The 11,685-nt window shown below is 62.1% G+C and carries 19 protein-coding genes; 10 read left to right on the forward strand and 9 right to left on the reverse strand.

What is annotated here, in order from left to right:
- A partial coding sequence (locus tag EN955_RS35100) for a hypothetical protein (RefSeq protein WP_206523753.1) occupies nt 1–289 on the reverse strand: 289 nt, incomplete at its 3' end.
- A gap of 54 nt (nt 290–343) precedes the next feature.
- A complete protein-coding gene (locus tag EN955_RS15340) occupies nt 344–943 on the reverse strand; it encodes a YdeI/OmpD-associated family protein (protein ID WP_024501718.1) in 600 nt (199 codons plus the stop codon).
- Between the two features lie 264 nt (nt 944–1,207).
- On the opposite strand from EN955_RS15340, the gene EN955_RS15345 reads away from it, so the two are divergent.
- Nucleotides 1,208–1,819: a hypothetical protein gene (locus tag EN955_RS15345; RefSeq protein WP_024501719.1), complete on the forward strand. Its 612-nt coding sequence runs from the start codon at nt 1,208–1,210 to the stop codon at nt 1,817–1,819.
- 21 nt (nt 1,820–1,840) lie between these two features.
- Here EN955_RS15345 and EN955_RS15350 read toward each other — a convergent pair whose 3' ends face one another.
- Nucleotides 1,841–2,311 (reverse strand): cupin domain-containing protein, encoded by a 471-nt coding sequence (locus EN955_RS15350; RefSeq protein WP_024501720.1) that lies wholly within the window; start codon nt 2,309–2,311, stop codon nt 1,841–1,843.
- Between the two features lie 65 nt (nt 2,312–2,376).
- On the opposite strand from EN955_RS15350, the gene EN955_RS15355 reads away from it, so the two are divergent.
- The gene (locus EN955_RS15355) at nt 2,377–2,838 is read left to right on the forward strand and encodes a MarR family winged helix-turn-helix transcriptional regulator (protein ID WP_024501721.1); all 462 of its coding nucleotides are present in this window, start codon (nt 2,377–2,379) and stop codon (nt 2,836–2,838) included.
- A gap of 129 nt (nt 2,839–2,967) precedes the next feature.
- A complete protein-coding gene (locus EN955_RS15360) occupies nt 2,968–3,696 on the forward strand; it encodes an SDR family oxidoreductase (RefSeq protein WP_024501722.1) in 729 nt (242 codons plus the stop codon).
- Between the two features lie 16 nt (nt 3,697–3,712).
- On the opposite strand, the gene EN955_RS15365 is transcribed toward EN955_RS15360, so the two are convergent.
- The gene (locus tag EN955_RS15365) at nt 3,713–4,687 is read right to left on the reverse strand and encodes a LysR family transcriptional regulator (RefSeq protein WP_024501723.1); all 975 of its coding nucleotides are present in this window, start codon (nt 4,685–4,687) and stop codon (nt 3,713–3,715) included.
- Between the two features lie 15 nt (nt 4,688–4,702).
- Complete coding sequence (locus EN955_RS15370) at nt 4,703–5,608, reverse strand: S1C family serine protease (RefSeq protein ID WP_024501724.1); 906 nt, start codon at nt 5,606–5,608, stop codon at nt 4,703–4,705.
- Nucleotides 5,609–5,803: 195 nt separating this feature from the next.
- Here EN955_RS15370 and yghU point away from each other — a divergent pair, with 195 nt between their 5' ends.
- Nucleotides 5,804–6,670 carry a glutathione-dependent disulfide-bond oxidoreductase gene (gene yghU / locus EN955_RS15375; RefSeq protein ID WP_013530630.1) on the forward strand — a complete coding sequence of 289 codons (867 nt, stop codon included), beginning with the start codon at nt 5,804–5,806 and terminating at the stop codon, nt 6,668–6,670.
- A gap of 83 nt (nt 6,671–6,753) precedes the next feature.
- On the opposite strand, the gene EN955_RS15380 is transcribed toward yghU, so the two are convergent.
- Nucleotides 6,754–7,056, reverse strand: coding sequence for a DUF1236 domain-containing protein (locus EN955_RS15380; RefSeq protein ID WP_013530629.1), 303 nt, complete (start codon nt 7,054–7,056; stop codon nt 6,754–6,756).
- 613 nt (nt 7,057–7,669) lie between these two features.
- Nucleotides 7,670–7,888, reverse strand: a complete 219-nt coding sequence (locus EN955_RS15385; protein ID WP_224674556.1) for an exopolysaccharide production repressor protein — start codon at nt 7,886–7,888, stop codon at nt 7,670–7,672.
- Nucleotides 7,889–8,214: 326 nt separating this feature from the next.
- On the opposite strand from EN955_RS15385, the gene EN955_RS15390 reads away from it, so the two are divergent.
- The 4 genes from EN955_RS15390 (at nt 8,215) to EN955_RS15405 (ending at nt 10,054) form a co-directional block, all read left to right on the forward strand.
- Nucleotides 8,215–8,502, forward strand: coding sequence for a hypothetical protein (locus tag EN955_RS15390; RefSeq protein WP_024501725.1), 288 nt, complete (start codon nt 8,215–8,217; stop codon nt 8,500–8,502).
- Nucleotides 8,503–8,779: 277 nt separating this feature from the next.
- A complete protein-coding gene (locus EN955_RS15395; RefSeq protein ID WP_245265288.1) occupies nt 8,780–9,022 on the forward strand; it encodes a hypothetical protein in 243 nt (80 codons plus the stop codon).
- A gap of 442 nt (nt 9,023–9,464) precedes the next feature.
- The gene (locus tag EN955_RS15400; RefSeq protein ID WP_013530625.1) at nt 9,465–9,764 is read left to right on the forward strand and encodes a DUF1236 domain-containing protein; all 300 of its coding nucleotides are present in this window, start codon (nt 9,465–9,467) and stop codon (nt 9,762–9,764) included.
- Between the two features lie 107 nt (nt 9,765–9,871).
- Nucleotides 9,872–10,054 carry a hypothetical protein gene (locus tag EN955_RS15405; protein WP_318014171.1) on the forward strand — a complete coding sequence of 61 codons (183 nt, stop codon included), beginning with the start codon at nt 9,872–9,874 and terminating at the stop codon, nt 10,052–10,054.
- 304 nt (nt 10,055–10,358) lie between these two features.
- Here EN955_RS15405 and EN955_RS15410 read toward each other — a convergent pair whose 3' ends face one another.
- The gene (locus tag EN955_RS15410) at nt 10,359–10,910 is read right to left on the reverse strand and encodes an isochorismatase family protein (RefSeq protein WP_024501726.1); all 552 of its coding nucleotides are present in this window, start codon (nt 10,908–10,910) and stop codon (nt 10,359–10,361) included.
- Nucleotides 10,911–11,021: 111 nt separating this feature from the next.
- A complete protein-coding gene (locus EN955_RS15415) occupies nt 11,022–11,225 on the reverse strand; it encodes a hypothetical protein (protein WP_024501727.1) in 204 nt (67 codons plus the stop codon).
- 35 nt (nt 11,226–11,260) lie between these two features.
- Here EN955_RS15415 and EN955_RS15420 point away from each other — a divergent pair, with 35 nt between their 5' ends.
- Both EN955_RS15420 and EN955_RS15425 read left to right on the forward strand, forming a co-directional pair.
- The gene (locus EN955_RS15420) at nt 11,261–11,350 is read left to right on the forward strand and encodes a hypothetical protein (protein ID WP_081714185.1); all 90 of its coding nucleotides are present in this window, start codon (nt 11,261–11,263) and stop codon (nt 11,348–11,350) included.
- Nucleotides 11,351–11,553: 203 nt separating this feature from the next.
- On the forward strand, nt 11,554–11,652 hold the full coding sequence (locus EN955_RS15425; RefSeq protein ID WP_013530621.1) for a hypothetical protein: 99 nt from the start codon (nt 11,554–11,556) through the stop codon (nt 11,650–11,652).
- Nucleotides 11,653–11,685: the final 33 nt, after the last annotated feature.

Raw genomic sequence — 11,685 nt, forward strand, 5'->3', positions numbered from 1 at the left:
AAGTCTGCTCGGGCGAAGTCTGGGCAAGCGTGACCCCGGCTCCCACACACGCGACGATGACAATGAGACCCAGCGCCATCGTCCACGAAGCAACTCTTCTCAACGGCAACGACTCCCAGCGACCGGTCCGCCGCTCGATCGTCGCGGCTTTCGAAGGGTAGCCGCCGTGCCCTCCTCCGTCCACCAGCGATGTCGTTGCTGAAGCGGCCGCGCCACACCGACCCCGAATTGCGCGAAAACAAGCAGTTGGAACAATTTCGCGATTCAAATCCTGAAGCGCTTCGCGCAACGAGGGATCCCGTGAGGACAGGCTTGCGGCGCCGAAGACGAATTCGCGCCAACCTCACTTCCTGCCTTGCGGATGGATCGTCTCACCACGCTTCAGCATTGCCACAAACGTCTCGATCTTCCTCTTGCGCCCAGCCTCGGTCTTCATGTTGTGAATGCGGAAGGCGAGCGCGAAGCGGTTTTGCGCGTTGAGTTTTTCAAGCATCGCCTTCGCAGCGGGTTCGGCGTCTATGGCTGCTTGCAAATCATCGGGAATTTTCATCTCCTTGCCGCTGCCATAGGCGCGCGCCCAGCGCCCGTCCGCCTTCGCCGCTTCGACCTGTTTGAGCCCATGCTCGGTCATGCGGCCCTCCTCGACCAGCCGCGCCACATTGTCGATGTTGATCAGGCTCCAGATGCTCTTCCTGCCGCGCGGCGTGTAGCGCTGCAGGAAGCTCTTGTCGTCCAACCCTTTGCGCACCGCATCGATCCAGCCGAAGCACAGCACCACGTCGATGGCTTGCTTGGGGGTGATCGATTTCAATCCGGACCCCACCTTGTGCATCTTGATCCAGACTTCGGCTTCCGTGACGTGGTGCTTGCTCAGCCAGGCGTAGAAGCCGGCAGGATCCGCAAATTCATGAACCTTGTCGGGATCGACCTTGATCGGCGCCATCAGTCGGCCTGTCCGTTCGATGCTGTTGCCGCTCGCGTCATCGCTCTCACTGTCGTCCTGCCTCCGGCATCATGCCCATCGTCATTGGCCAGCATCGTGGCATGAATTGCTGTCAGTTTCCGGCAGCAGACTTGGCAGGCGCGCACGGCGTTCCTTCGCGCCCCTCGGCCCGAACATTTTTCTTCCCGCCCCCCTGTAGAAAGTCCCGGAATACCTGCCATGCTCGTGCTCGGGCACGCCGTCTCGCTCCCGGGGGAATACGCCATGAAATCTCTGTTGCTCGCCTTTGTGTTGTTTCTCCCCACGGCCACCCTCGCCGAGCCGATCGAAACCCGGAAGATCATCACGGCTGTGACTGGCGATTTCAATGGCGACGGCGCCGTCGATCTTGCCATGGTGGTGGAGACCGAACCCGGCCATCCGATGGACGTCCACTTCTTCCTCAGGGACAAGGAGCACAATTACCTCAAACCCGTCGAGATCGTGCACGAGCAGATCCAAGGGGAATGGAACGGCTACGAGCGGGCGGGCTACGAGAACTCCGACACCGAGCCGGAACTGACGATGCTGCCCAACGGCTCGATCAAATTCTACCTGCCAGCGATGGAGATCGGCAGCGAACGGACCGACATGACGCTGACCATCGCCTGGCGCAATGATGCCTTCATCGTCGCCGGCTTCGCCTATGACCACTATGACTATTTGAAGGAGAATGCCGAAAGCGCCTGCGAGTACAATGTGCTGACCGGCAAAGGCACCAGCAGCGAAAAGCAGCCGGACGGCAGCACCAAGCACAGGACCGTCTCGGTCGAAGGCCAGACCATCGCCTTCAAGGACTGGAACCCCGGCACCACCTTCAGCGCTTGCGGCGCGTGATCGACGCCTCTTCGACCGACTTCAGCTTGGCGGCGGCGCTGCCGGCGTCAGCCCGTGGCGGCGCATGATATCCATCATCCCAGCCTTGTCCGGCGGACCGCCGGCGGCGGCGTGGAACATGGCGAATATCTCACGGAAATAGTCCGGACCGATCGCCGCTGGTGTGACGACGCACAGCGCTTTCGCATCCGCGCTGCCATTGTTGTCGAAGCGATGGACTGCGCCGCGCGGGATGCACAGCGCTTCTCCCGGTCCGACCTCGATCGGCTTGCCGTCGACGGTCCAGGTCAGCACCCCTTCAATGCCGTAGATCGTCTCTTCGTAGTGATCATGGCTGTGCGCCGGCGCCAGCAGGCGCAGTCCGCTGGCAACCCTCAACTCAAAGGCGGCGATGCTGCCGTTCGAACTGTCGCCCGTCACCAGGAAGCGAATCGACAGCCCCTTGTCGCCGGTCTCATTGGCTGGATTGACCTGAAGATTCATGACCGACATTGCGCAAAGCCCTCCGGTAAATTACATTTACTCGCTATCAGTAAACTCAATTTACCGGATCGTCAATGCCCACCTCAACGGAAGTTCTACAGACCAAGACCGAGAACCTGCTGATCGGCGCCCTGCTGCGCGTGCCGGCACAAGCGATCCAGCGGCGGCTGATCAAGGAGCTCAACGCCGCCGGTTTCGACGAATTGCGCCTGCCGCATATGGCGGTGTTGCAGTTTCCCGGACCGGACGGCGCGCGGCCCGGCACCATCGCCGAGCGTGCCGGCATGAGCAAACAGGCCATCAACCAGCTGCTCAGCAGTCTCGAAGGGTACGGCTACCTCGTCCGCTCCGACATTCCCGGCGATGGCGGTGCGCGCGTGGTGCGATCCACGGAACGCGGTCATGCCGCGTTCTGGAAAATGGTCGATATCCTGCGCGACATCGAGGAGGAATGGCGCACCGAACTTGGGCCGGAGCGCTTTGCCCAGCTGAAAGCTCTGCTGTTTGTCGTCTGGGAAAGTCCGCTGGTGCGCTGAGCCAGAGACGGCGCTCGTCCGCCCTGCTCCATCGGCCTTTCCGATGGCACTATCGGTTTCTTCCGTTTCCTTCTGTCGCGCCGAACTGCCAATTCCTGCCCTTGTCCATCCAAGCAAAGGCAGAGCGAAATGAGCATTTCGAAACAGAAAATCCTGATCGTCGGCGGCGGCTCCGGCATGGGCCTGGCGCTGGCCAGGCGCTGCATCGAGGCCGGAGCCAAGGTGATCATCGCCGGGCGCGGCCAAGACCGGCTGCGGCAGGCGCGCGAGGCGCTCGGCAATCCCGCCGGGCTGGAGACGGCCGTCGTCGACATCGCGCGCGAAGACCAGGTCTCGGCGCTGTTCGCAGCGATTGGCGGACTCGACCACATCGTCTGCACCGCAGCCGACATCGAAGGCGCCTACCGGCTGCTGCCGGAGCTTGACCTGATGGCGGCGCAAAAGGTGGTGGAGAGCAAGCTGTATGGCCCGCTGCTGCTCGCCAAGCACGGTGCGCCGCGGCTGGCAGCATCCGGCTCCATGACCTTCGTCTCCGGTATCGCCGCCTATCGCCCAGCCGCACGCGGCTCCGTCGTTGCTGCTGTCAACGCAGCGCTCGAAGGCCTCGTGCGGGCGCTGGCGGTCGAGTTGGCGCCGATCCGCGTCAATGCCGTGTCACCCGGCTGGGTCGACACCACGATCTGGGCGCAAGTGGCCGGCGACAGGAAGGACGAGACGTTAGCCGCGATGGCCAAGCGGCTGCCGGTCGGGCGGATTGGCCAACCCGATGATATCGCCGACGCCATCGCCTTTCTGATCGGCAATGGCTTTACCACGGGAACGACGCTACATGTCGAGGGCGGCCACCGCCTGATCTGAACCGCCGCTGCTTCCGTCAGGAGTTTTTTGCAAACAAGGCCTTGGAGCGGTTCGACGATTCAAGTCCTGAACCAGCCTTGGCGGGCTGCAGGGCCGGCACCAGCGTGTCGCGCGCGGCAGTGAGCAATTGCTTAAGCGCCGGCAGCTGGACGCGCCGGCGGCGCCAGATCATCACCAGCGGCGCCGTCCGCATCTGGCCGGGCCATCGCATTTCGACGATGTCGCCGCGTGCGAGCGCATCCGGGACGGCCAGGCGTGGAACGAGGGCGAGCCCCGCGCCGGCCGCCACCAGCCGCGCAATGGCGCCGATGCTGCCGACCTCGTTGGCAAGTCTGGGTGCGGCAGCGCCCGCCTCGGCAAAGGCCGTGTCGAACATGTGTCGGTAGATACATCCGGGCTCCGTTGCCACGAACTGCAGTTCGCCAAGCGCGGCAAGGTCGCCTGGCACGCTGCCCTGCCCCGGAGCCGCGACCAGCACCAGCGGTTCGGCTGCTATCGTGCGCCTGGCGAAGTGTTTATCCGACGCGCCCTTCGCGAAATCACGGCGGTCGAAGCAGAACGCGACATCGATGTCGCCATCCTCCAATTGGCGCAGCAGCGCGCCGCTGCCCGCCACCTTCATCCGCACGGTGATGTCGGGATGGCCGGCCTGGAACCCGGGCAGCCAAGGCGCCAGCCTGGCCGACGCGATCGTCTCCAGCGCGCCGATGGTCAGGTGCCCGCTTGTCGAACCTGCCGCTGCCTGCACGGCCGCGCGCGCCTCGCCGTCGAGCCGCAACAAATCCTCGGCGATCGGCTGCAGCGCTAGGCCTGCCGGCGTCAGCTCGAGACCGGACTTCGCGCGCGTGAACAGGGCAGCGCCAAGCTCGGCCTCGAGCGCCAGGATCTGGTCGCTGACGCTCGATTGCGCGAGGTGGACCACTTCTGCGGCGCGCGTGATGTTGCGGCTCCGCGCCACCGCAAGGAAGGTTTTGAGCAGTCTTGGATGCATCGTGTGGCTGACGCGCTATTGCAGCTGCGGTTTCTTCAGAAAACTGCCGCGGTCGGCGGACTTGACGCGCAGCCAGGTTTCGCGGCCGTCGCGCAGCACCCGCATCGGAATCTCGGCACCGGCCGAGCCGCTCTCCCACAGCTTGCGATAGAAATCGGCGAGTCCATCGACCGCGCCGTCGCGGATGTCCGAGATGATGTCGCCCTGGCGCAGGCCAGCCTTGGCCGCCGGACCGCCTTCGGTCACGCTCATCACCACCACTCTGCCATCGCTTTCGGCCGACAGGGCGCCGAGCCATGGACGCGGCGGCTTGGCCACCTGGCCGCGCGTCAGGAGATCGTCGAGTATGGGCGGCAACAGATCGATCGGCACCACCATGTTGATATCGGCGACCTCGCCATTGCGGCTCATCTGCAGGCGCAGCGAACCGATGCCGAGCAGCGAGCCATCGGCGCCGAACAGCCCGGCACCGCCCCAGGACGGGTGCGCCGGCGCAATGAAGATCGCCTCGTCGAGCAGATACTCCCAATAGCCGGCGAATTCCTGCTTGGTGACGATCCTGGCCTGCACCGACTGGCCGATGCCGTCGGCCAGCACCACGGCGTCGCCGATCCTGGCCTTGCCGGCATCGCCCAGCGCCACCGCCGGCAGGCCGAGCGGCGCCAGCGCCTGCACCAGGCCGAAGCCCGATTCCTGGTCATAGGCCAGCGCGTGCGCGGGGATGACGCGGCCGTCATGGCTGGTCAGCCAGACCTCTTCCGCTTCGGTGATGAGATAGCCGATGGTCAGCACCAGCCCGTCATTGCGAATGACGACGCCGCTGCCTTCCCTGAGCGTGCCGAGCGCCCCGGCCGTAAAGGCATCTTCGGGAACAGTGGCCCGCACGGCCACGACCGAGCGCAGATTGGGATTGATGGTCATGCTTTTGTCCTGGGTGGGCTTTGGCGACATCTTCTATAGGTATGCCACGCAGGAGAAGGCGCAAGGGTAAGGAAGAGCCCAATTGCCGATGTTGGCACTGCGGGCATCGATAATAGTTCAACGCAAGTTGAACTTACACATCCGCAGCCCTAGTTAATGGCGACCTGCCATCCTTCCCCGACACGAGGCCACGAAATGACCGACTACACACCGCCGAAAGTATGGACCTGGAACAAGCCGAGCGGCGGAGCCTTTGCCAGCATCAACCGGCCGATCGCCGGGCCGACGCATGACAAGGAACTGCCTGTCGGCAAGCATCCGTTGCAGCTCTATTCGCTGGCGACGCCGAACGGCGTCAAGGTCACCGTCATGCTGGAAGAGCTTCTGGCGCGCGGCCACAAGGGTGCCGAATACGATGCCTGGCTGATCCGGATCAACGATGGCGACCAGTTCGGCAGCGGCTTCGTCGAGGTCAATCCAAACTCCAAGATTCCGGCCCTGATGGACCACAGTGGCACCACACCGGTGCGCATCTTCGAATCCGGCTCGATCCTGGTCTATCTCGCCGAAAAGTTTGGCGAATTCCTTCCGACCGAACAGCCGGCCCGCGCCGAGGTGCTGTCCTGGCTGTTCTGGCAGATGGGCTCGGCGCCGTATCTGGGCGGCGGCTTCGGCCACTTCTACGCCTATGCGCCGGAAAAGTTCGAATATGCCATCGATCGCTTCTCGATGGAGGTGAAGCGTCAGATGGACGTGCTCGACCGCCGGTTGGCCGAGACTGAATATCTCGGCGGCAAGGACTATTCCATCGCCGACATGGCGGTGTGGCCCTGGTATGGCGGGCTGGCACTCGGCCGCATGTACAATGATTCCGGCGAGTTCCTGTCGGTGCACGAGTACAAGCATGTGCAGCGTTGGGCGAAGGCCATCGACGCCCGCCCGGCGGTCAAGCGCGGGCGCATGGTCAACCGCGCCTTCGGTGAGCCTGCCATGCAACTGCATGAACGCCACGACGCCAGCGATTTCGAGACCAAGACGCAGGATAGACTGGCCGCCGAATAGGCCATCGCGGGTCGCGGCAAAGGAAACCCGCCCCGACGCGACGTCGGGGCGGGTTTTTCCCAAGGTCCAGTACTGCGGAATCCCTAGTGCAGCACTTCAACAATCTGGCGGGTCTCCGGATCGACGAGGACCGTCTGGTCGTTGATCACCGCGACGCGGTATTTGACGTCGGGCACCTCACGCAGTTCGACCGTATCCGGCACCGACGAGCCGAGCTTGAGCTCGACGCCCAGAAGGTTCACCGAGGCAAGCGGTTCTCTCTTGATGTATTCGCGAACGACTGTCTCCTGCTCCGGCTGGACGACGACGACGTTTTCCGCCAGCGCCGCACCAATCCCGCCCATCAGGACGACGGCGGTCGCCGCGCTCGTAAGATAAAGTCTCATGGCCATCTCCTAGTGATAACTGAATTCCGCCCTCCATAAAAACTCCACCGCTGCCATGCGGTTCCATCGTAACTTCAGAATTGAAGATATTACGATTGCAGCCTGGATACTGATTGGTTGCTGATCAAACATTCGGCAGACAGCATTCAAGAGTTTGAAAACTTGCACAGATATGTACGGATATTTAAAGGGAAAAAATTCAATCTGAGCACCAGTGCGCCAAATCGGCCGCGCATCCGCCTCTTCATCTGGACGATTTGAAAGGCTCCAGCACGAAAAGGGCTCGCCCCGCCGGGAGCAGAGCGAGCCATAACGGCACCGATGGAGGCGGCAACCTCATCGGCACTGCCAGAGAACGCGAAGCATCAGCACTTGTTCCCAACCTGTCGGCCTGAGCACAATGCGGAGCGGTCGCGCATGCATCCTGTTCCCATGATAACGCTGGCCGAAATCTCCAGCAGGGATATGCTCAGAAGCCGTCTCAGCGACCAAACACCTTGCCGTCGGTCGTGATCGCGCTGGTGGCGACGTTCCCCGAGCGCCCCGGCGCACGCGCTCGAGTGGACGGCCTGGTATGGAAACGCCATTCCTGATCGGTCCCGGTCACCCGGTCTCAAAGCTGGACACCGTCGCGATGCAATGGCGGAAAGGCGTCTACCGGATCCTGGCTCGGCACGATGTCATGTGCGCGCCTGAAGATCAGCCTCACGACGAGCACGAAGTAGCCGACCTGCAGGACAAGCAGCGTCGCTATCGTCCAGGCAAATGCCTCCCAGAAGGAGCCGGTGGTCATATAGGTCCAGACCGCGACGATGACGGCCGTGGCTGACATTCCTACGAGAAACTGTCCAAAATACATGGTTTCCAAAACCGTCGAAACCGCGCCGGTTCCAACCAGTCCCTGCCTCATTCATTTCCCGCGGACAACATTTCATTATTTTAGCAACTTCGCAAGTAATGGGTCAGTCGCCGCAATGCGTTCTCCATTTGCGCGGCAACTTGGCAACCGTGCGGGCCGCGGCCGCGGTGCTGGCGGGGCTGGGCTGACACGCCAGCCGTCGACAATCCAGGAGCACGCCCGGTCTTTGCACTTCGGGTCCGGAACAAACGCCGACACGCCGAGTTTCGCCTCCAGTTCTTCAACGATTGGAGGCCAGCATGGCACCTCGCAACAAACCAGGCGCCGACATCGAAGATGACGCACCGCGGGCGGATGGGCCGACCATCGAGCAGCAGGATTGGGATGCAATCAAGGGCGGCGAGATCCTGCCAGAGTCCGCGCCGGAAAACGGCGACATGCGTTACGGCGTCGAAAAAGACGGCGATCTGCCGGACGAGGACGACGATAACGCGTACCAGGACAGCGACGACGCCCTCCCCGATGATGAGGAAGAAGCCGCAATCACGCACGATCAGACCCGAGAGGGCGGATTCGACGAGACGTGAGCTATTCGTCCCGAGACATGACTGCCTGTTGTTGAACTTGCCAAAGCCACATTTTCCATGCCCGGTTCGCGGGCGATTTTGCTTGGCCAGCTAAGTTTTCCGCCCAGGCAATATATCAGGTTTACCTAAAGTAATGGAACATCCAAGGGACATTATCGGAACTGAACAAGGCCCCTTGGACCTTTGCGCTCGGCAGATAAGACCTTGGTCCTACAGGAAAAAGCAAAAGCCCAAAGTGACCGATTGAGGCTTCCAACGAGGGAACATCGGGCCTCGCTTGTCGTTTGTCGCAGAACTCGGCACCGCCGGGTATCTGGAGAACGCCGCGATGGCCCACCGATCCACCATCATCAAGACAGGCTATGGCCCAGGAACGGCGATTGCCGTGCTCATGGTTGGATTGACGGCGGTGGGCATCGTGTTCCTCATTCTCGGCAGTTCGCTTTACTTCAGCGAGCAGCCGACGGATCAACGTGTCTTATCTTCGCCGCCGGCTCGATCGATACACACGGCCCGATAGCAGAGCGGCAAACTGAACGAGCAACTGCTGGACGATAGCGACGAGCAGGCCGGCGTATGGTGAAGATAGAGGGTTCGCCAGGCGCCGAAGCGGCTTGCGAACCCTCTCAGCGCAGGAAGGGACGTTGCTGCGCCGATCGACGACATGTCAGCCAAGGACTATTCCCATCACCAGAAAGGTAACGGCTGTCGCGAAAATCGGTGCGAGCAACCAGCGCGCTTGGCCAACACTTTTGTCCATCTGTTTCTCCGAATTCCGGGAGACAAACAGCCGTGAACAGAGAGCCGTTCCCGTCGGTAAGACCAATGCGCTCTCGGGCCAGACTTAAGTCGCAGACAGCATCCGACCGAAGCCCAATCTGAGGAACATTTTCAGTTGGCTCAAGTTCAGTTGCCGTCAGCGTTGGACGATCTTGTCATGCTGACTCGCAAGGAGAAACAGTATGAAAATGCACCTAACGGGCGCCGCAGCGGCGCTGTTGCTATTGGCCGGAGTGGGCGCCGTTGCCGCTCAGGACGTTGTCATCCAGCCTGAACAGGACACGGTCATCCGCGAGTATGTGAAGAAGCAGCCCCTCGCTTCGGTCAAGATTCCCGGCGTGGAACTGAATGTTGGTAGCGCGTTGCCGGACACGGTCGAGCTTCATGAGATCCCTGACGTCAAATACCGCTACGTGGTGGTCGACAACCGCACCGTCCTGGTGGATCCGGGCACCCGCAAGATCGTCAAGGTCTACGACTGAACTTGGAATTGTCCCAAACCCGCCGCCAGCCATGGCGGCGGGTTGCCCATGTCAGTTTCCAATCAGGACGAGTGAAGATGATAAGCAAAGCTGTGACATCCCCTGCTTTGGGCGTTCGCCTGGCCGATCTCCAGGCCCGGATGCGCGATGCGCGGGTGACGGATGCCGAAATGAAAACCTTTCAAAAGGTCGCGGCCATCATGGAAGATCGTCACGGCCGGATCGATGGCGACGACCTGATTGCGGTGTCGTTCCTCGCCGATCCGGTGCAGCACCGGCAAACGCCTTGAACGACATTCCCAGTAACCAGCAGACTTTTTGACTCCCGGACCGGGAAAGCGCGCCGAAAATCTCAGCCGAATCCGCCCTTTTGCTCCGGCCTATTCCGCTTTCGCGGAAGTTTCGAGCGGCACGCAATGTGCAATGTTGCTAATGCGGCGGTACGAGCCGCCCTGGTTGACGCGGGCGCCCGAGCCATCCCAACAATGCGCCCCCCCGTCCGCGTCGACCACGGCAGGCGCCCGGCGCTGTCTTCCCTCGCGAAGTCCTCAAGCCGGCCTGCCTGATAATGCGGCCTGCGGCGACGTTCGGGCTTCAGCCGCCGACAAGCGCCTTTGTGGTCACCAGATTGACGCCGGCCTCGGCGAATTCGCCATTGTGCCTGATGATGACCTGCTCGGCACTCTCGCTGGCATTGTCCAGCGTGCTGTGCGCATCGGACACCACGGTCACGCCGAGCCCTCTGGCGATCGCGCCCTTGATCGTCGCGGCCACGCAAAAATCGGTCTGCGCGCCCAGGAGCACGACAGCACCCGCACCCTGCCCGGCAACCCAGTCGCCGAAAGCGGGATTGCTGAAAGCATCGCGCACGGATTTGGCAAAGGTCGGCTCGTCCGCAGCTTGGCCAAGTGCGGGCCAAACCGGCCAGCCCGGCTGATCCGGTGCCAACGGATCGCCTTCGGGTCCATCATGCCTGACAAATGCGACCTTGCGCCCGCTGCGCCGCGCCCAGTCGATCACCGCTTTGGTGCGCTCGACTATGCCTGGCGCATCATGGATCGGCGGTTCGTGCACGCCGTCGAACATACCGGTCTGGAGATCGATGACGATGAGCGGCGCGTTGTCTGGGAGGCTGGATGCTGGCATGGGCTTTACATAGCACGGCGGACAAGGTGATCAAGATTTGCTCATTCCGACGCGCCGGCAAACAGCACGACGCCGTCACCGCCGTCGGGCGGCCAGTCGCGGGTGGTGCGATCATTGCCGCCAGTCAGCACCGCGGCGGACGCCCGCATAGATCGGGCCGGTCTTGCTGTCGAACAGCGCGATCTGGTGGCCGGTGTCCATGCCCCATAGCCGGGCCGTGCCGTCGAGCGAGCCGGAGGCCAGGCGCTGGCCGCCAGCCGATAGCGCCAGGAGGGCCGCCGTCGGCGCCCGGCTTGGTTGACACATGTCGCGCATCTGCCATGCTCGCCGAGGATTCTGGAGAGATCACGATGAAGAAGACTTACGCGAAGCCGACCTTCGTCAAGAAGGGCAAGCTTTCCGCCGTCACGGCAAACGCCCCGAGCAGCGTCACGCTTTAATCCGGCGCATCTCTGGCGGATCGCGCCGGCGCTGGAGAGCAAACTCCAGGTGCAATTGGTTTTGGGATGGCCCGAAGCAAAGAATAGGGACCCTGGCCCTTTGTCGCGCATTGTTGGGTTTATTGTTTGTTGCTTTCAGCTCGCATGGTTGACAGATGGCCGCAGTATGGCATCATCAGGCTGGGATTTTAGGAGAGTCTGATATGAAAAAGATTTATGTGAAGCCGTCGTTCTTGAAAAAGGGCCGTCTGTCGGCGGTCACAGCGTCGAACGGCGCCTCGATTATCATCGTGCCGGGCTGATCGTAAACGTAACCTGATTGAAGCGGGGCGAAA

It is taken from the genome of Mesorhizobium sp. M7A.F.Ca.CA.001.04.2.1, from assembly GCF_003998485.1.
In the GTDB taxonomy this organism is placed as follows: domain Bacteria; phylum Pseudomonadota; class Alphaproteobacteria; order Rhizobiales; family Rhizobiaceae; genus Mesorhizobium; species Mesorhizobium ciceri.

What these genes read in the sequence shown, in the direction of transcription:
- EN955_RS15340 (WP_024501718.1), bottom strand. Translation starts at nt 943, where the DNA reads ATGGCGCCGATCAAGGTCGATCCCGACAAGGTTCATGAATTTGCGGAT.
- EN955_RS15345 (WP_024501719.1), top strand. Translation starts at nt 1,208, where the DNA reads ATGAAATCTCTGTTGCTCGCCTTTGTGTTGTTTCTCCCCACGGCCACC.
- EN955_RS15350 (WP_024501720.1), bottom strand. Translation starts at nt 2,311, where the DNA reads ATGTCGGTCATGAATCTTCAGGTCAATCCAGCCAATGAGACCGGCGAC.
- EN955_RS15355 (WP_024501721.1), top strand. Translation starts at nt 2,377, where the DNA reads ATGCCCACCTCAACGGAAGTTCTACAGACCAAGACCGAGAACCTGCTG.
- EN955_RS15360 (WP_024501722.1), top strand. Translation starts at nt 2,968, where the DNA reads ATGAGCATTTCGAAACAGAAAATCCTGATCGTCGGCGGCGGCTCCGGC.
- EN955_RS15365 (WP_024501723.1), bottom strand. Translation starts at nt 4,687, where the DNA reads ATGCATCCAAGACTGCTCAAAACCTTCCTTGCGGTGGCGCGGAGCCGC.
- EN955_RS15370 (WP_024501724.1), bottom strand. Translation starts at nt 5,608, where the DNA reads ATGACCATCAATCCCAATCTGCGCTCGGTCGTGGCCGTGCGGGCCACT.
- yghU (WP_013530630.1), top strand. Translation starts at nt 5,804, where the DNA reads ATGACCGACTACACACCGCCGAAAGTATGGACCTGGAACAAGCCGAGC.
- EN955_RS15380 (WP_013530629.1), bottom strand. Translation starts at nt 7,056, where the DNA reads ATGAGACTTTATCTTACGAGCGCGGCGACCGCCGTCGTCCTGATGGGC.
- EN955_RS15385 (WP_224674556.1), bottom strand. Translation starts at nt 7,888, where the DNA reads ATGTCAGCCACGGCCGTCATCGTCGCGGTCTGGACCTATATGACCACC.
- EN955_RS15390 (WP_024501725.1), top strand. Translation starts at nt 8,215, where the DNA reads ATGGCACCTCGCAACAAACCAGGCGCCGACATCGAAGATGACGCACCG.
- EN955_RS15400 (WP_013530625.1), top strand. Translation starts at nt 9,465, where the DNA reads ATGAAAATGCACCTAACGGGCGCCGCAGCGGCGCTGTTGCTATTGGCC.
- EN955_RS15410 (WP_024501726.1), bottom strand. Translation starts at nt 10,910, where the DNA reads ATGCCAGCATCCAGCCTCCCAGACAACGCGCCGCTCATCGTCATCGAT.
- EN955_RS15415 (WP_024501727.1), bottom strand. Translation starts at nt 11,225, where the DNA reads ATGCGCGACATGTGTCAACCAAGCCGGGCGCCGACGGCGGCCCTCCTG.
- EN955_RS15420 (WP_081714185.1), top strand. Translation starts at nt 11,261, where the DNA reads ATGAAGAAGACTTACGCGAAGCCGACCTTCGTCAAGAAGGGCAAGCTT.
- EN955_RS15425 (WP_013530621.1), top strand. Translation starts at nt 11,554, where the DNA reads ATGAAAAAGATTTATGTGAAGCCGTCGTTCTTGAAAAAGGGCCGTCTG.